We start from the raw sequence: 18,076 nt of genomic DNA on the forward strand, positions 1-18,076 counted from the left end.
TACTTCGACTGCCTGCCCGGCATGCGCGAGGAGCGAGCGCGGCCGCTGATGCAGAAGTTCGACGAACTGGTTCGTCAGCAGGCCACGTTCCGTGAAGTGTTCGGCCTCATTTGAGGGGATGGCTCAGCCCGCTGCCCGAACTCGTCGTACAGCAGCTTCGCGAGGTACGTCTCCGCCTGCGCCGCGTCGTGCCGCGTCGCAGGTCGCTCCCCGTGCGCCGCCTGCACCAGCCCGCCCCGGTCGCACGCGTACTTCAGCACCTCGCCGTCGCGCGCGTCATCGCCGTCGATCGGATGTCCCCGCTAATTGGGCACTTGCGCTTGCGACATACCCGGTGCTGCGTCATTCGGACGACGGCATTACTCTGGGTCGGGGATCCCGGCGCCCGGCGAAGGTTCACGCCGGGACAGACACACACAGAACCTTAACGGTCGCGTCGGAAGTGCTGGTCTCCACGACCAGCACCCCATTCTCGTGCTCAAGCGCGTCGCGCGCGCGCCGCACGTTCTCCTCGTATCCGGCCGGATAGGGACTCACGTTATTGAACATCGAGTACGCCGTAAGCGCCCGCGAGAGTGCCTCACGGTTCATGGGCGTGACCTTCAGCTCACCACTGAAGTCAGCCTCCACGTCGCCGTAGTCCATCGGAAAGAGCCGTTTCTCGTTTCCGCCCTCGCGCAGCAGATCCTCGCGCGACACCCTCAGACGCCCGGCAGAGTCGGTCGGACCGAAGACGAGCTTGAAATCGTTCTTGCGCGTGGAGCGAAGGGTGCACAGGACGAACATCCCCGGGACCGGAATACCGTTCCGTTTCACTACGACGACAATCTCGTTCGGAAACATTGATGCTCCATCAGTGAGATGCGAGCGGCTCGACCCTAAGCGCTGGGAGCGCCTCGCTAGTAGTCATTTCGATCCCAGTGCCACCTTCGACGTTCCCAGCATAGTTGAATCGGGTTTTCGTGACATCGACAGTCACCTTGTGCGACGGTGACGGCTGCGGTCCGCGCGGATCCAACCGTCCGATGCGGAGGGCGGCCTCTGCTTCCGGAACGGAACCATAGTCTTCCGGAGATAGATAGACCTGCTTCGGCTGACCGCTTCTGGTCACGTTCGGAACAGTTCCCGAGTTCTTAATATAGGTAGCCTCCCCTTCGGACACGTAGCGAAAGGCAACGGAGCGCTGGCTCGCTTTGGTCGCCCTGAGCGCCGCAAATGAAGACTTGACCGCTCGCCAGCCCGCACGAAGCATCATGGGGCCGGCTTCCAACACCGAGATCGCGATTTGCCAAGATACGATCTCGTTTTCGTGCCCCCTGTACGCGAACGCCTTCAGCGCCTCCGCTTGCGGGGTCCCGGCGTGACAGTCACTGCACGACCGAAGCGACACCCGGACTGCTCCGTCACTTGGTTGTTCGTCCCTCCCATCGGGATCGATGAGCTTCAAAGGATTGAGCGCCGCGTAAGCGTATAGCGAGAGTTTCTCCGGGAGGCGTTGCAACTCGCGAGCGGAGGCGAGCACGTCCCCTAGAACGGGGTCTCCGCTCATCCAACGGACACGATTAGGGTCGTAGTACCTCGCCCCGAAGTAATACAGCCCGGTCTCCTCGTCGATCTCCTTCCCGGTGAACAGGAACCTCTGCCCCTTCACCGGCGACGCGCCGACGTCGCTCCGCGTGTCCCTCCACACCTCGCCGTACGGGAAGTACTCCACCCGCTCGTGCACCCGCGCGTTCTGGTCCGTCACCCAGCTCGTCGAACCCAGGTGATCCGGGTGGTAGTAGTACGTCTCCGGCCGCACCTTCGCGTCCGCGTAGTAGTCGTTCAGCACCGGATCGCCGCCCGGCAGGTACGCGCACTTCTGCGGCTGGTAGTACGACGGGTCGCACCCGCTGTCGTTGTTGACCGTCGTCGGGGTCGTCCCCGGCTCCGTCGAGTCCACCGTCCCACGCGGCACGTCGTCCCAGCCCGGCGGCGGCATCAGCTTCGACGCCACCCGCGCCGTCCCGACGAACACGTGCTTCATCGCCGCACGACGCCCCTTCACCGACCAGAACTGCCCGACGGTGATCGACTCGCCACCCCGGCCCAGCTTCGCGATCCGCTCCCCGGCCGCGTCGTACAGGAACTTCGTCACGTGCCGCCCGCCGCCGTCGATCACCGCGTCGAGCCGGTTCTCCTCCGTCCAGTACAGCCGCCTCAGGTGCGCCGGCCGCTCGGTGCACGTCGCGTCCGCCGGGTCCCGGCACTCGCGCACCGTGTTCCCGTTCCCGTCGTACACCAGCGACGTGTCCCCGATCCGCGTCGCCTGGTGCGGCCCAGCTCCGCGATACTCGTAATTGAACGCGTGGTTCGTCTGCGGCGGATACTCCCCGCCCCCCGTCGGCCCGTGCAGCACCTGGTGCACCTGCACGTTCGACGTCATCGCGTGGATGTCCGAGTACTTGAACGCCGACGTGAACGTGTCTAGCGTCCCGGGCCGAGACTTCGCCTCCCCGTGCGCCCACACCAGCCGGTGCAGATCGTCGTACTGGTACGACGTCGTCACCTCTCCCGCGTGCGACGGATCCGCCTCTCCCAGCGCGTTCCGCAGCGTGAGCACGTTTCCCACGAGGTCGTACGCGTAGTGGAGGTCCTGCAGCAGCCGCTCCCCCGGCTTCTGCGTGTACACGCTCGACAGCCGCCGCGTCAGCGGCTCGTACGCGTACCGCGTCACCACCCCGTTCCCTACCCGCTGGTGCACCCGCTGCCCGAACTCGTCGTACAGCAGCTTCGCGAGGTACGTCTCCGCCTGCGCCGCGTCGTGCCGCGTCGCCGGTCGCTCCCCATGCGCCGCCTGCACCAGCCCGCCCCGATCGTACGCGTACTTCAGCACCTCGCCGTCCGGGTACACCATCGACCTCATCCGGCCGTAGACGTCGAAGTCGAACCGGGTCTCGAACATCCGGATCCGGTCGCTCGGCCGGAGCGGGTTGATCGTCCGCCGCGTCCGCACCACGTTCCCGAGCGCGTCGTAGCCGCGCTCCTCCGCGCCCACCTCGTCCGTCACCCGGACGATGCGCGCCGCGCCGTTCTCGGCGGCGCCGGGAGGACCGTACGCGTACACCACGTTGCGGCGTGACTCCGGGTAGTGCACCTCCGCCGGCCGCTCGAAGTCGTACACGTACTCGATGGACTTCCCCTGCGATCTCAGGTTGGCGTCCACCTTCCTCGTCAGGTTCCCGGCCAGGTCGTAGAAGAGCTCGACCAGCCCCGCGTCCCGGTTGTCGAGGCGCGTCCTCCTCCCCAGCAGGTCGTACCGCACCTGCGTCCGGTTCCCCGCCGCGTCCACCACGTCCGTGAGCTGGCCCACCGGGTCGTACGCGTACGTCGTCGTCGGCGTCCGCCCCTCGATGTGCTCCTCCACCGCGACGGTCTTCCCGAGCGCGTCCTTGTAGACCGCGTTCACCTTCGCCATCGCGTCCGTCGCCGTCGTCCGCAGCCGCCGGATCGACGATCCCTGCGGCGCGGCGAGGTCGTACGCCAGCGTGGACACCGCGCCGTTCGGCTCCTCGGTCCGCACCGTGCGGCCGAGCGCGTCGTACCAGAGCCGGGTGGCGTTCCGCGGCGTCCCCGGCGCGAACGCCGGGTCGAGGCTCGCCTGGAAGAACGTCTGCCCCTGCGCCGCCACCCGCCCCATCACGTCGAGCACCTGGTGACCGGTCACCGACCAGCCGACCGTGGTGCTCTCCCCGGAGCCCGTCCAGACCTCGGCCGTCTTCTTCGTCTGAACCACGCGCCCGAGACCGTCCATCGCGACCACGGTGTCGAGCGTGGCGCCGGTGGGGAGCCGGTTCATGGTGAGCGCGTACGGGACCCGCGCACCAGGCTGGTAGGAGATCGCCACCGTGGGCACCGCGAGGGTGGCGCCGGGCGCGGCGAGCCGCTCGAGCCGCCCGAAGGCGTCGAAGGCGCGGAGCGTCTCGTTGCGGTTCACGTCGCGGGTGAGCGTCGGCTCGCCGAAGCGGAAGTCGTAGCCCGCCTCGGAGACGTAGCCGTGCGAGTCCACGGTCCGGACCACGTAGGTCGCGACCGTGTCGTCGTACTCATAGTCGATGCGGTAGCGCTGGTTGCGGTGGTTGGGCGGCGCGACGACCGCCTTGAGGTTGCCGTCCCACGGCTTCCCGTCGTCGTACCACTCGAGGTCCGAGGTCGACCACGCGCTGCCGTCCACGAGCGACGAGAGCTGCGTCATGTTGCAGCGCGCGTCGTAGAGGCTCTTCCGGTGGCGCAGCACCGCCCCGCCCTTCCCCTTCACGACGATCTCGGTCGGCGCGCCGGTGCAGTGGATCGCCGCCGCCTCCTTGGGGCCGTACGCCACCGTGGCGTGCAGCTCGTCGTCGGGGTCGGCGAGGTCGCCGTCGTCCTTGAACGACGTCACGTTCCCGAGATCATCGTAGTCGAAGGTCTGGCGCGAGCGGACCGGCGGGCCGTCGCCCCCCTCGTAGCTGGACTTCGTGACCGAGCGCAGCCCGACGAACGACGGGCGGCAGTAGAGGGAGTCCGGGTCGTAAAGGTTCCGGGGCGTGCGCTCCACGCACGCAGGGTCCGCCGCGGCCATGAGGCGCGGGTCGTGGTACTCGTTCACCGTCTCGACGAACCGGCGCCCCTGCGCGTCGTACAGCGTCTCGGCCTCGAGCAGCGCCTTCTCGCGGAAGCTCGAGACGCGGAAGATCTGGTCGAGCCGCGTGCCGTCGGGGTTCGTGCGCTTCACCTGGCGGAAGCCGCGGAACTCGCGCTCGAGCCGGTCCCACTGCCCCTCGACGAACTCGTACGCCGTGGTGAGGTCGTGGCCGGGGCCGGTCTCGAACCCGTCGTGGACCGTCACCTTCGAGACCACCCAGCGGTTGCCGGGCAGGTCCACCGTGTTCCCCGCGCGGGCGTACTCGACGTCGAAGCTGCCGCCGAGCGGCCGCTCGACGCGGCGGAGCAGGTTCCCGCCGGCGAGCTGGTTCACCCGCGCCGCGAAGTAGTCGTTGTCGTCGGTCTTGAGGACGTGATCGGCGAACCCGTCGCCGTCGATGTCCTGCATGCCCAGCTCGAACCCGGAGGTCCGGCGCGGCGTCGCGTTGAACCCGAAGCTCAGGTGGAGCCAGGGCGGGGGCGGCGGGAAGGGGATCGAGATCGTGAAGACGAAGCCCACCGAGGGGAGCTCGCCGTGCGTCCCGGTCGCCTCGACCGGATCGATGCCGCCGGAGGCGAGCAGCGTCTTGGTCGCGGCGCCGAGCACGGTCGCCACGTCCGCCCCGGTCACGTCGAAGTGCGGCTTGCGCAGCTCGTCCGCCGGCCAGGCGGGGGCGTGCCAGCGCTGCGGCCGCGTGAACCCGTACCCGAGGTTCACCATCACGAGGAAGTCGCCGCCGTCGGCGCGGCGCGCCACGAAGTCCGGCAGCCCGTCGCCGGTCACGTCGGCGAGCACGACGTCCGTCGCCGAGAGGCTAGACTCCGAGCTGATCGAGACGCCGAGCTGCTCGTTCTTGTCGATGGCACCGGTGGCCGTTCCCGACGACTGGAACGTGACGGTGGAGACCTGGCGGAGCATCCCCGGGTCCTGCGCCAGCTTCACCACGTCGTCGGCGCGACCCACCGCGTTCCCGATGTCCGGATCGGAGTCGGGGTTCTCGACTCCGGACGGGTGGAGCTGGCCGGCGAGGCCGGAGAGCGGACTGCTCGGCCCCCACCCGCTCGTCGCGATGCAGTCCCACCCGCGCGCGAAGGAGGTGCCGAGGTTGAGCCGCACCAGGAACCCGTCGCAGCCGTCGGAGCCCCTGCGGACGGCATCCGGGAGCCCGTCGCCATTCACGTCCACCAGGTCCTCGACGGTCGTGGAGACGTTCATCCCCACGCCCACGCCGCCGGTGATGCCGAGGTTCGGGAGGCGGCCGTTCACGCTCGTGACCCGGAGCTTCGAGGTGATCATCTTGATCGCCTCGGAGATTCCCAGGCCGGCCTGACCGGAGACGTCGGTGTTGAGGCGCGGGATGACCGGGACCGAGACGATCTGGTCGCGGGGCGTGAGGGTCGCCGGGTTCGTCACCCGCACCGAGCCGCTCCGGTCCGCGCCGAGGTAGCCCGCGATCCCGCCCGCGCCCATCGTGTCGAGGTCGTCCGGCAGCTCGCCCGCCACCACGACGTCCGGGATCCGGTCGCCGTTCAGGTCGAGCAGGTCCTGCTTCTGCTGCGACATCCCCGTACCGACCTGGACCGAGGCCAGGCCGAAGGTCACGCCGAACATGGTGTTGTGGGCGAGCGAGGTGCGGCCGGTGTCGCCCACCGCGAAGTCGGCGGGCACGAGCAACGGATCGTCGCCGCCCGTGGTGAGGGCGCCCCCGCGCCGGCCGGCGCTCATGCCGCCCGCCGACACGTAGGTGCCGCCGCCGAGACTCACGTAGGCGGGCACGCCTGGGAGCAGCCCCGGCTGCTCCGGCCCGAGGTACGTCCCGTCGGGCTTCGGCACCAGCACCGAGGCGAGCCGGGCGCGCCGCCGCTCCGCGCTCGCCGGATCGGCGAAGCGCTGCCGCTCCCTCTTGCGGAGCTCGTCCTTCGGCGCGTCCCAGTCGTCGTTCTCCTTGGGGGTGCGGTAGACCCACGGCTGGAACGCGTCGTCGGCCTTGCCCATCCACACCCCGTACCGCCAGCCGCGGTACCCGCCGGACAGGACGGGGGCGTTCCCGTAATCGAAGCTGTCGTGGCGCCGGCACGTGGTGAGCAAGGCGCCCAGCGAGATGGGCAGCGTGGTCTGGCCGTTCGTGGCGTTCGTCGCGGTGAACGTGCCGCTCACCCGCGCCTCCGCGCCGTGGCGGACCGGATCCTCGGCGTGCGCCTCGACGAAGATCGCGTCCCCCTTCTTCACGGCGAACTTCCCCAGGGATTCCTTGAACGTCTCGTGCCACTTGCCGTACAGGCGACCCGGGCCGCGCACGGCGAACGTCACCTGCGAGTGGGTCGGGGGCTCGCGGGTCATCGCGTCGAGCGGGATCTCGCCGGAGGCGGTGAGCTCGATCGTCCCGTCCGCCGGGGCGACGAACTGGTCCCGGACCGGCTCGTCGAGCGTCCACCAGTCGCCAGTGAGCTTCTTCGTCGCGACGCCGAGCGGATCCTCCGGCGGCGGCGGCGGCTGGACCGGCAGCTCGCGCACCTTCTCCACCAGCACGCGGTGGATGGGGAGGTACGGCTGCGCCCGGAACGCGAGGTAGTCCACCTCGGTCGGGGTGGGCGCGACGCACGCGCCGCCCACCGTGACGCAGGACATCACGCCCGACACCGACCAGCGCACCGTGTCCGGGTCGATCGAGAGGTCCGACCGCTCCCGGAACAGGAGGGTCCCCCCCGCCTGCACGTCGAGCTCCTGGTCCGGCAGCGCCGGTGGCTCGGTGCTCGTGCTCGCGAGCGTCTCGTGCAGCTTCTGGTACGGATCGGCCGTCCCGCCGCAGAACGCCGGGCCCGGCTGGTACACGCCCGGCGGGAAGTACTGGACGCAGAGCTCCACGTCGTCCGCCGAGCGGAGCTTCACGAGCTCCTGGTGGAGCCGCACCTTCCCCGTGCGCGCGACGTGGACGGCGAGCTCGGGCTCGCCCGCCACGCGGAGATCCTCGGCCGCGTCGAAGCGGCGCGCCACCGCGCCGGTCGGCTCGAGCTTCGCCGGATCCTCGAGCACGTACTCGATCGTGGGGACGACCCCCACCTCCTCGAGCGAGTACGGCGCCTGGGCCGTGCCGTCCACCGCGAAGTCCTTCACGGTCGAGAGCACGAAGTAGAGGACGTCGCCCTGCTGCACGTCCACGGTCTCCGCCACCTGCGTGGCGCTCTGATCGCCGGGCTGCTTCGAGTACTCGCCGAGCAGCTCCACCCCGAGCCGGTTCTCGCCGAAGATCTCGACCGGCAGCTCCTCGAACGCGGGCGAGGCGGCGCGGTAGACCCGCAGCCGCACGCCGTCACCGCGCCCGGCGGCGACGTCGCGCGTGAACACGAGCGCGCCGCTCACCTGGACCAGCCCGGGGCGCGGCGCCTCCCACTCGAGGACCACGTCCTCGAGCGCGCGCGCCTCCTCGGCGAGCTTCCTGGCGCCCGCCACGGTGGGGTCGTCCGCGATCTCGGCCGGCGTCTCGGCCGGCTTCTGGTACGCCGGCTCAGCGATCCCCGGCGCGAAGCACGGCGCCGTCTGGCACCGCGCCTGTCCGTACAGGACCTTGCCGCCGACGAGCAGGTCCGGGATCCCGTCCCCGTTCGCGTCGGTCACGAGCTCCGAGGAGTCCGTGACCGTGTAGCTGCCGCCGAAGTTGGCCTCCAGGCCGAAGCCCATCATCTGGACCGAGAGGTCCACGACCTGGCTCTGCTCGCTCCCGAGGGTGCCCGGGGCCCAGATGTCGCCGCTCTGGGAGTACGGATCGCGCTTCGGCCGCACCAGCGAGAGGCGGTTCTCCGGGTGCTCGCTCGACGCGAGGTCGTTCAGGTAGGCGCGGTCCTTCTCGAGCCGGTCCGGGAGCCCGTCGCCGTTCACGTCGAGGAAGGTGGCGTCCGTCTTGCTGCGCCGGATGCTCACGCCCCCCGCGACGCCGATGGTGCCCTCCTCCTTCGAGGGCCCGCGGCCGAGCCCGCCGAAGAAGTGGACGCCGGCCCCCACGTCGTGTGACGAGGTCATCGCGAGCTCGTCGCGCGAGTCGCCTCGCCAGGCCTGCACCGCCTTGAACGCGTCGATCGCCGGCAGCGACGCGCTGTCCGGATCGATCGGGTCCCGATCGGTCCAGCGGAACCGGTGCACGTGGAACTTCTTCCCGTCCGCGCCGCGCGTCTCGACGCTCACGAGCCGGCTCTTCCCGAAGTCGCCGTACTCGTACGCGAGCTCGTACGACCGGATGGGCGCCCCGTCCAGATCGACCGCCACGGCGCCGAGGAGGTGCCGGGTCATCGTCTTGAAGCCGAGCCGGCCGGAGGTGAGCACGTCGCGCCGGAGGGTGCCCGCGCGGTGGCGGAGCTGGACGTGGTACTTGCCGATGTCGGCGACGTCCTCGAGGGCGCCCAGGCCGGTGCGCCGCGCCTTGCCGCTGTAGTGGACGTCGGAGAGGTAGACCTGCCGGAAGTCCTCGACGAACGGGCCCGCGGCCGCGCCCACCTGGCTGCGATCGTCGTGCTGGTAGGCGTAGTGCGCGAGGTTGCCGTTCCCGTCCACCACGCGCTCGAGGAACCACTGGCCGATGTCGAAGCGCGGGCCCGCCGCCCCGGCGGCGTCGCCGACGCGCGGGAGGTAGCTGGTGAGCCGCGCGTTCTCGTGCCGGCCGTACACGTACAGCGTCCCGCCCTTGTCGGTGACCTCCCACCAGTACGACGTCGTGTCCGCGCCGCAGCGGACGATCCGGCGGAAGGCGCCCTCCACGCGCGCCTGGTAGGCGCGCCCGGCCGACCCGTCCACGCACTCGACGCTGCCGACGAGCGGGACGAGGGCGTCGCCGTCGAGGAGGTACCGCTCCTCGCGGTCGTACACCGGGACGCCGTAGCGCGTGTCGATCGAGACCGACGAGACCCGGAGGTCCCACCCCACGCCGACCCAGCCGCTCCCCGCCTCGGAGTCGTAGGAGAGCGCGAGCTGCGGCTGGTAGGCGCCGCGCGCCTTCGGCAGCCGGAGCGGGAACGCCACCTGCGCCGCCCCGGTCGCGCCGGGCTGCGGCGGCTCCACGAGGTCGATGCCGGACGAGGGATCGGCCGCCTTGAGGTCCTTGATCGAGGTCGGATCGAACGACACCGGCCCCGGGTGATCCGGCATCACCAGGACCGCGTTGATCATGAACGTGAAGTGATCGGTCTCGCTGACGACCTGCCGGCTCGCGCGGCGGACCTCGAGGCGCGTGAGCGTGCGCCAGTGGCGCTCCGTGGTGTCGTAGTAGTAGGTCTGGATCTCCTCCGGGGCCATGCCCTCCGGGAGGAGGTCGGGGTCGTAGGGCAGGACGACCTTCACCGCCTTCGCGAACTTCTGTCCGGCGGGGAGGAACCGGTAGGCGAAGTGCGCGGGCGCGCTCACGTTCACCATTCCCGCGTCGAGCGCGGGCATCACCTCGGGCCCCTTGCGCGCGATGCCGATCTTCGTCGCGGCGCCCACCGCGCCGGCGGGCGCCTCGATGTACACGTCGCTGCCGAGCCCGATCTTGCCGCCCGCGGGGGAGAGCTCGCCCCAGCGGGTCTGGTCCTCCGCGCCGAAGCGCGCGTCGGTCGCGCCGGCGAGGCCGCCGCCGACGAGGTCCCCGGCGCGCAGCTCCGCCGTCCGGTCGTCCTCGAGCTGGATGGTCCGGACGAGCTCCTCGCCGTCCGGGAAGCGGGCCTTCAGGGTGACTACCCAGGGGGCGGTCGCGCCCGCGGGCCGCCGCAGCGCCTCGGAGAACGCGCCGTCCGACGACACCGCCGCGCCGTCCACCTCCACGACGCCCGGGCCGGCCGGGGACTCCGCCCACCCGATCACCAGGGCGCGGTCGCCGAAGCGCTCGCCGACGAGCTGACCGCGGCGCCGCTCCAGGCGCGGGTACGCCACCACGAGGTGGTTCGCGCCCACGCGGCCGCCCACGCCGCTGCCGGTGACGGACAGCTCGCCGACCGCCGCGCCCGGCGCATCAGGCCGCCCGCCGCCGAACGTGAGCGCGATCGCGGACGTGGTGCGGCCCGCCAGCGGCAGCGCGTTGGTGCCGGCCACCGCGTCCAGCGCGCCGAGCTGGGTCCAGCCGCCCGCCTCCCGGGCCTCGACGCTCCCGAGCCGCGCCGGGGCCGCGAGCGTCAGCGCCGCGTCCTCGACGGCCACCGCGCGGTCGAGGCCGAGGGCGCTGCGCGTCGCGGGGAGCGCCGCCGAGGTCTGCGGATCGCGGTCGCCCGCGACGCCGAGGAGCAGCTCGGCCTCGCGATCGAAGCCGTCGTGGCCGTCGTCCAGGTCGAGCACGAGCCGCAGCCCGGTGACGTCCACCGCGCTCGTCGCCTCCATCGGGAGGCAGACGAGGAGCGCGTCGTCGCCGGTGAGCCGCTCGGGGTCGAGCTCCTCGAACACGGTCCGCGCGGTCGCGACGTTCCCCACCCAGAGCGCCGCGCGCGGCGCCGCGCCGCCGAGCGAGATCGCGAGCGACGTGGCGCGGGGCACGTCCGCCTCGAAGGCGAGGTAGGCGCGCCGCGCCCCGCGGACCTGCATCCCCGCCCGGACCCGCGTCCGCAGGCAGTCGTCGCCGGACGCGGAGCCCTTCGGCACGAGCCGGCCGGCGGAGGTGTCCGCCATCACCACCGCCGCCCCCTCGCCCGCGAGGGAGCCCCCGCGCGACGCCTCGGCGAGGGCCGCGGGATCGCGCAGGCGCCGCGAGGTGTCCACCCCCCAGATCTCGATCTCGTCCACGCGGGCGCCCGCGCCCGACGGGGTGAGCGCGAGCTCGAGCCCGTCCACGCCGCCGCCGGTGCGCGGCGCCGAGAGCCAGCCCGGCGACGCCGCCGGCGGGACCGCCTCGACGCCCGGCGCCGAGACGGTGACCGCCTGACCGTGGACGCGGACCGCGGTCACCACCACCGATCGGCGCAGCTTCACGAACACGCTGGCCGGCGCGGCGAGGTCGGCGCCGGTGGCGGTGTCGCGATCGAGGAGCGCCGCGGCGTCCACGCCGGTCGCGGAGACCTCGACGGGCGTGAGGCGCACCTCGACGCCTCCCGGCGAGGTGGACGACCTGCTGCAGGCGGACAGGGCCGCGGCGACGACGAGCGCGGCGAGAGGGGCGCGAGAGGGACGAGACATGGCGAGACCTCGGCTACAGGGCGACGAAGCTGCCCGGGAGGTACGGGTACTGCGAGACGGAGACCTGGCTCGGGACCGCGCCGCCCAGCATGTCGGCGTCGGTGGCGGACACGTAGACCGTGTACGTGCGCCCAGCGGTGAAGGTGCCCGCCGGGAAGGGCGCGGGCGGTGCGGCGACCCACGCGCTCGTGACGAACTGGCTCGACTGCGAGTCCCAGACCTCCGCCAGGTACGCCCGGGCGCCGGGGACGACCCCCCACGTCACCGAGGCCGCGCCCTGGGCGCCGGCCGTCGCCACGGCGTCGAGCGGGTACGGGAGCGGCTCGGCGGAGCCCACCGTGAAGGAGGCCTGGAGCGCGAGCGTGCCCGAGGTGGCCGTGAGCCCGTACGTGCCGGCGGTGGCCGGGATGTCGTAGGACCACACCATCTCGCGGGGGAAGCTCGCGTGGTACGTGAACGTCAGCGGGCGGTCCGCGGTGAGCTGGGGCCCGGTGACCGCGACCTGCCACTCGAGCGGCGTGGGGGTGCCGTCCGGCGCGCCGATGGAGAGCCAGAGCGCGAGCCCCGGCGAGGAGGTGCCGAAGTCGAAGGCGCCGCCCGCCGCGCGGGCCACCACTGCCGCGTCGCCGGCGACCGGCCGCACGAAGGAGAGGCGCGACTCGGAGACGTCGAAGCGGGGCGGCAGCGAGCGAGCCCCGCCATCCGTCGCGAGCGCCGCGAGCGGCGCGCGCAGGGCCAGGATCGACGCCGCGTAGGCGCCGGGCGGGAGCGAGGAGACGTCGCAGGTCGTCTCCGGCCCGTCCACCGCCAGCGCGAGCACGCCCTCGGAGTAGACGCGGCACGCGTACGCGGCGGCCTCCGGCACCCCCGGCCAGTCGATGCGCCCCGCGGCGGCGTCCAGGGTGGGCGCCGGGAGCGCGAGCGGTGAGAGGGTGGCGAGCTCGAGGGGCGCGCGCACCGTGCGGTCGCCGTCGCTGAAGGCGAGGGCATACCGCGCGCCGCTCCGGAGGGCCGCCTCGGGCCACCACCACGCGGCGTAGGACGCGTCGGCCGGGACGTCGTAGGTCCCCGTGGCGATGGCGCCGTTCTCGTCGGAGAGCGTGACGGCCCAGGGGGACGTGGGCCCGGCGCCGGTGGTGTCGTGGAGCGTGGCCACCACCGCGATCCCGACGCGGCCGGAGCCGTCCGTGTACGAGCCGATGACCCCGCTCGCGGTGTAGACCGGCCCCCCTCCTCCACCGCACGCGACGACGAGCAGCGCGGCGACGCCGGCGACGGCACGGGCGCGGCGCGCGCGTCCGGAACGCGAGTCCATTCAGGTCCCCTCCTCTGGAGGGGGGACCCTGCCAGCCCGGCCCCTGCGTCGTCAATCACTTTGGGTAACACGTCACGATTCACCCAGGGAAAACCAGGACACCATGGGTGGATGCGACCCTGGGTACGGCGCCGCCCCGGGACATTTTGCCGCACACCGGGAGCGGATCCGGCCGCGGTGCGTGGTCGGGCCGCCGCGCGCCGCGCACCGCCGATGATCGCGCTCGTGTCTTCGCCGCGCGTCACACGGTTGGGCACCGCTCGCGCGCCCCGCGAGTCGTCACGGCTTGGGGGGGGCGTTCGCCTCGGCACGACCCGCTTCGCACGAGCGGCCCTTCCAGGCTCCCCCGTCCCCAGACGCAGAGAGGCCGCCTCGCGGCGGCCTCTCTGGACGACTGGTGGTGAGGGGGAGAATCGAACTCCCGACCTAGGGATTATGAGGCGGATTCCGCAGCTGCCGTGAACGCCTGGTTAGCCTGATTTCGACAGCTTACGTGGCTCCGCGTGCCCCGAATGGCAACAATGGTGGGCTGCCGGGGGACGGATTCGACGCCGGCTTGAGTTGGGGGACCCGCACTGTTTCGCGCGTATCGGCCGCGATGCGGAGTCTCGCCGTCACATTACTCCGGCGTGGTACACCCTGCTGACGCAGATGGCGCAGAGCGAGGGGGGATCGTATGCACTACATCGCGCGCGCAGCGTGGCTGGCGGGCGTTTCCGTGTGTCTGGCGTGCTCTGGACCGAAGGGTGACCCCGGCCCAGCGGGCGGACCGATGGGACCGCAAGGACCGTCAGGTCCGCAGGGCCCGATGGGGCCCCAGGGACCGAAGGGCGATCCGGGCTCCCCGGGCACTCCGGGCGGGTCGCCACTTACCGCCGGTTTCCGTCTGCGGGTCGTTCAGTCAACCTGGACGGGCGCTGACGGGTCGCGCTACGCGCCAGATGCGTACAACTTCCAAGATTCGTCGCTGAACGTCGAATGCTCGGTTCAAATGGCGAGCGACAACGAGTGGCGCTGCCTTCCGACGTACACATACACCGCGTTAATCAGCGGTCTATACGCTGACTCGGGCTGTACAGTCAGAGTCGCTTACGACGCATTCCGTTGGTCCGTTGGGTGTTCCCCACGGTATGTCGCCGAGACGGTGACGAACGCTCCGGTCTGCAATGCTGTGACGAACGCCACCGCGTACTACGAGGTCGGCTCACAAATCGCGCCCGCGGACGCGCTCTTTACGAGGAACGGTAGCGGCGCCTGCGTCACCAGCACCGAGACGTACCTCCGAAGCAACTACACGCTTAGTCGCGTTGGCGCTCCGGTGCAGCCGTCCACCTTCGTGCGCTTCGTGAAGCAGTAAGGCCTAGCGGCTCGACGCAGCGCGATGCGCTCCGTCGTGCGTTCGCGCGAACACGGGAGAGGACATGGGGTTCTGGAATTCGATGTTCGGCGACGATCGCATCGAGAACGAGAACAAGACGAAACCGTTCTTCAAGAACGCGAACGCGCTTGAGCGAAAGGACTGGTTCACACGAACGCGCCCCTGGCACAAGGTGCCCCCAGCAGTAATCGACGCCGTAATCGCAAAGCTCGACGCTGATCCGCTGGTCTTCGAGGTGTTCGTCCACACGTCCATGCAGCAGCGTCTGGTTGAGCGTTACGAGAAGCTCGATCCCAGCCATGGACCGCTGAACGCCACGATCATCGCTGGCATTCTGTCGCAGGTTGGTTCTACGGCGTTACAAGCGGTGATGACGTTGAAGCAGGCAGGCCGAGCTTCCGACAGGGAGGTGGACCGCGCGGTCGAAGCCGGGAAGCTCGCAGCCGAGGCGTTCGAAGTCGCCGTGCTCCTCGACCGGAACATGATCATGGGCTACAGCGGTCTGGCGGTGATCCTCGGCATGATGGGACGCCACGCCGATGCGTTGCAGCGCGCGAAGCAAGGCATCGAGGTCATCCGCGAGATCCGGCAGAGCGGGACGCCGTTCCATGCAAGCTCCATCGAGTCCGTTCGGGAAGCGCCGCAGATGCTTGAGCAGAGCGAGCGGATGCTGACGGAGCTTATCCAGCAGTACGAGGCGCTATAGGTGGAGCACCACCTCGGGCGCCACCGCACAGACGGTTCAGGCCGACTCGGCGAAGAACCGTTTCTTGACGTACGGAATGCAGCTCTCTGGGCGACGGCGCGATGTTGTCCCGCTCGACCATCCTGGCCACCCAGCACGTCGTGTTGAGCCCTCTCATCATCCGGTCTGAATCGACGTACTGGTGAGCCAGGATCAGGAGAACCGCCGAGTTTAGGTTCTGCGGTCGGGCCACCTCCTCCATGGCCTCGACCATCTTGGTCGCGATCTCGTCATCGATCTGGTCGGACGAGTAGAGGTTCATGAGGCCCGCCCGTAGAACCATCTGCTGGAAGGAGAGTGGATAGCCGGGGCGTTCTCCTCCGTAACCAGCCTCCAGACTGGATCGGTCGGTCGAGGTCGGAAGTGGTACCACTACCACTGAACCCCTGTCCCGCTTGGAGCTTGAGGGCTCGCGCCCTCGACGCATTCCCCCCTCGCCCCCGCACTTATCGTCGGAATAGCCACGCCCACACACGGTGGAGCAGCCAAAAGGGATAGAAGTTCGACCCGATGAGCAAGACCATCTGCTCGCGACTAGTCAGCTTTCGAGGCTTTGGTGGGCCGTACTGTGACGAGTCAGCGGGATGCTCACGCACGACGACGGGGCCCCAGCCGCGAGGGTATTGGTACTCGAACCCCCTGCCGTCCGTGAATGTGATCCGGTCGATGTAGTCGAAGCGGTCAGGCGCTGGCTCAGGCGTGGCGAACTGCCGGCGCGGGAACGTCGCGTACATGCCGACGCCCAAGCCGTCCAGGAGCTTTTCGCGAATCAGAACCAGACCGAGACTTCTGGCCACTCGAATGAGTCGGTGACGGCGGAACGTCGCCTCGATTGTTTCGCGGAGCTTGGTGTCGCGAGACACGTCCTCGTTGACCGACTCCTTGGAGTCCGAAGGTTCCGAAGCCCACAGGATCCGCACGAGCACGATGGCCGTCATGCCGGCGAACAGCCACGACCACCAGAAGTCGCCCGAGTTCACCCACCCCAAAAGATGACGCCTGACGACCTGGAAGCGCCAGGGTGCGGGCCACAGCCTCCTGAGAACGGTTGGAGCATCCTTGAGAAAAGCGAAGAAGGCGAAGTAGGCCGCCATCTTCTCCCAGGCTTTCGGATCTCTGATCTTCTTCCTTCGAGAGATTGCCATGCACGAGTCCCGTGCGTGGATCCTACGACACCGGAGACGGGTACGGCAGCGAAACATGGCAAGGCGAGGAGTCCTCACCAGAATTCTTCCTCGCTGCTTGGAGCGCGGGCGAAGGGCGCAGCCGCCGCCTTCGCCGACGACGGCGTGCGCGTCGGAGCGTTCGGAGACGTCTAGCGCGGGCGCGCCGAGATCGAGGCGGCGTACGCCAAGCTTCTCTCGGGCCCGATGAAGGGCGCGAAGGCCGAGTTGACGCCGTCGGTGCGGCTCCTCTCTTCCGACGTCGCGCTCGCCGAGGGCCCGCTCACCAATGTTGTCACCCGGGATGACGGCGTAGCGCCCGATTTCGCGCAGGGTGCGTGAGGGAGAGTGGCGCGTCACGACGGCGACGGCCATCGCTCAGGCCGAATACTGGCAGTCACGTTGGGTGATGGTATCGACGGCGCTGAGGAGGGGGCACCGGCGCGGCGTCGGCCCTCGAAATGGGTGGCGGGGAGCGTGTGTCCCCCCCGCCGTGCCCCGGGGCCTGTGTCCGCAGGCGACCGGAGCGAGATTCGATTCGTACAGGTGGCGGTTCAGTCAAGGTTTGGACGGCCCGGACGCCGACCGTGGACGAGGTGCGCCCGGGACGGTGCCCGGCCTGCAAGGCACCGAGCCGTCCCGCCGGCGGGGCGCTGGGGCTGCACGGCCACGGCCTCCGCGAGCGGCACCAGTGGGGGCCGGTCGAGCCGGGCGCGGTGTCGACGCTGATCTCGATCCTGCTCCGGCGTTACCGGTGCCGGTCTTGTGGGGCGGTGGTGGTCGTCGGCCCCCGCGGTCTCGTGCGACGCCGCCTTTACTCGGCTGGCGCGATCGCGCTGGCACTCGTCCTCTACGGCGTGGCCGACCTCTCGCCGCGCGACGTCCGCCACCGGATCAGCCCGCTCCGGATCGTCGGCGCGACCGCTGCGGCGGGCTGGGCGAGCCGCCGGCGGTGGTCGCGGGCGGTCCGCGGCGGGCGGCTCTTCCCGATCGTCCGGCAGCTCCCGGCCGATGCGCCCCTGCGCCAGGTGGCGGCCCGCGCGGCGACGACGCTCGCGGCTTACGCGCCCGGCCCCGGAGGGCTCGCCCTCGAGTCGGCCGCGTTCCTCGGGGCGAGCATGTAGGCCGAGGTCCATCGCGGCGGTGGCGCGGGCGGAGGCGATCCCACCATCGAGGATCCCTCCGCGGCGCCACGGCCGCCGGGCACTGCTCCTCGCTCGTCCTCGCCACTCCCGGCGAGGCGATCACAGAGGAGCAGAAATGGACGAGTCCACCCCGGCGGCGGCGCCGCCGATCCCCAAGACGATCCCGCTCGCGCCGAAGGACCATGCAGAACCGATCGCGATCTTCCGCAGTGAGATCGTCGGCGCGCTCACCCGCAGGCAGCTCGACCACGGCGAGCTGCGCGCGGCGCTCCGCGTGCTCTCGCAGGAGCGGCTCCGCCCGCCCGGCATCGACAAGACGCGGCGGTACTCGGTTCCGACGCTTGAGCGCTGGTACTACGCCTACCGCGCCGGCGGCCTCGCCGCACTTCGGCCCGCGCCGCGGAACGACCGTGGTCACGCCCAGGAGCTCACGGCCGAGCAGCGCGACCTTCTCCTCGAGATTCGCCGCGAGCACCGCTCGGCGTCGGTGCCGCTGATCCTGCGGACGCTCGTCGCCGATGGCCGGCTCGAGGCGGGTGCCG

8 protein-coding genes are annotated in these 18,076 nt (G+C 70.6%); 4 read left to right on the forward strand and 4 right to left on the reverse strand.

Going from position 1 to position 18,076, the window contains the following annotated elements; genetic code table 11:
- Positions 1 to 396: 396 nt before the first annotated feature.
- The 3 genes from MNZ27_RS19850 to MNZ27_RS19860 are packed head-to-tail and all read right to left on the reverse strand — an operon-like array spanning position 397 to position 13,103.
- Positions 397 to 843, reverse strand: coding sequence for a hypothetical protein (locus MNZ27_RS19850; protein WP_242395822.1), 447 nt, complete (start codon positions 841 to 843; stop codon positions 397 to 399).
- A 10-nt stretch (positions 844 to 853) separates the two neighbouring features.
- Positions 854 to 11,788, reverse strand: a complete 10,935-nt coding sequence (locus MNZ27_RS19855) for a SpvB/TcaC N-terminal domain-containing protein (RefSeq protein WP_242395824.1) — start codon at positions 11,786 to 11,788, stop codon at positions 854 to 856.
- Positions 11,789 to 11,801: 13 nt separating this feature from the next.
- Positions 11,802 to 13,103, reverse strand: a complete 1,302-nt coding sequence (locus tag MNZ27_RS19860) for a hypothetical protein (RefSeq protein ID WP_242395826.1) — start codon at positions 13,101 to 13,103, stop codon at positions 11,802 to 11,804.
- Positions 13,104 to 14,524: 1,421 nt separating this feature from the next.
- On the opposite strand from MNZ27_RS19860, the gene MNZ27_RS19870 reads away from it, so the two are divergent.
- Positions 14,525 to 15,187 (forward strand): hypothetical protein, encoded by a 663-nt coding sequence (locus tag MNZ27_RS19870; protein WP_242395827.1) that lies wholly within the window; start codon positions 14,525 to 14,527, stop codon positions 15,185 to 15,187.
- A 485-nt stretch (positions 15,188 to 15,672) separates the two neighbouring features.
- Here MNZ27_RS19870 and MNZ27_RS19875 read toward each other — a convergent pair whose 3' ends face one another.
- Positions 15,673 to 16,371 carry a hypothetical protein gene (locus MNZ27_RS19875; RefSeq protein ID WP_242395829.1) on the reverse strand — a complete coding sequence of 233 codons (699 nt, stop codon included), beginning with the start codon at positions 16,369 to 16,371 and terminating at the stop codon, positions 15,673 to 15,675.
- Between the two features lie 225 nt (positions 16,372 to 16,596).
- Between MNZ27_RS19875 and MNZ27_RS23740 the strand changes: the two genes are divergently transcribed.
- From MNZ27_RS23740 to MNZ27_RS19885, 3 genes are all read left to right on the forward strand, one after another.
- Positions 16,597 to 16,731 (forward strand): hypothetical protein, encoded by a 135-nt coding sequence (locus MNZ27_RS23740; RefSeq protein ID WP_277958149.1) that lies wholly within the window; start codon positions 16,597 to 16,599, stop codon positions 16,729 to 16,731.
- A gap of 245 nt (positions 16,732 to 16,976) precedes the next feature.
- The gene (locus MNZ27_RS19880; RefSeq protein ID WP_242395830.1) at positions 16,977 to 17,513 is read left to right on the forward strand and encodes a hypothetical protein; all 537 of its coding nucleotides are present in this window, start codon (positions 16,977 to 16,979) and stop codon (positions 17,511 to 17,513) included.
- A gap of 136 nt (positions 17,514 to 17,649) precedes the next feature.
- Positions 17,650 to 18,076, forward strand: a 427-nt coding sequence (locus MNZ27_RS19885) for a helix-turn-helix domain-containing protein (RefSeq protein WP_332843129.1), incomplete at its 3' end; no start/stop codon positions are given.

This window comes from Anaeromyxobacter oryzisoli, from assembly GCF_022690765.1.
GTDB classification, from domain to species: domain Bacteria; phylum Myxococcota; class Myxococcia; order Myxococcales; family Anaeromyxobacteraceae; genus Anaeromyxobacter; species Anaeromyxobacter oryzisoli.

Coding starts and splice junctions, on each gene's coding strand:
- MNZ27_RS19850 (WP_242395822.1), bottom strand. CDS start 843: ATGTTTCCGAACGAGATTGTCGTCGTAGTGAAACGGAACGGTATTCCG.
- MNZ27_RS19870 (WP_242395827.1), top strand. CDS start 14,525: ATGGGGTTCTGGAATTCGATGTTCGGCGACGATCGCATCGAGAACGAG.
- MNZ27_RS23740 (WP_277958149.1), top strand. CDS start 16,597: ATGAAGGGCGCGAAGGCCGAGTTGACGCCGTCGGTGCGGCTCCTCTCT.
- MNZ27_RS19855 (WP_242395824.1), bottom strand. CDS start 11,788: ATGTCTCGTCCCTCTCGCGCCCCTCTCGCCGCGCTCGTCGTCGCCGCG.
- MNZ27_RS19875 (WP_242395829.1), bottom strand. CDS start 16,371: ATGGCAATCTCTCGAAGGAAGAAGATCAGAGATCCGAAAGCCTGGGAG.
- MNZ27_RS19860 (WP_242395826.1), bottom strand. CDS start 13,103: ATGGACTCGCGTTCCGGACGCGCGCGCCGCGCCCGTGCCGTCGCCGGC.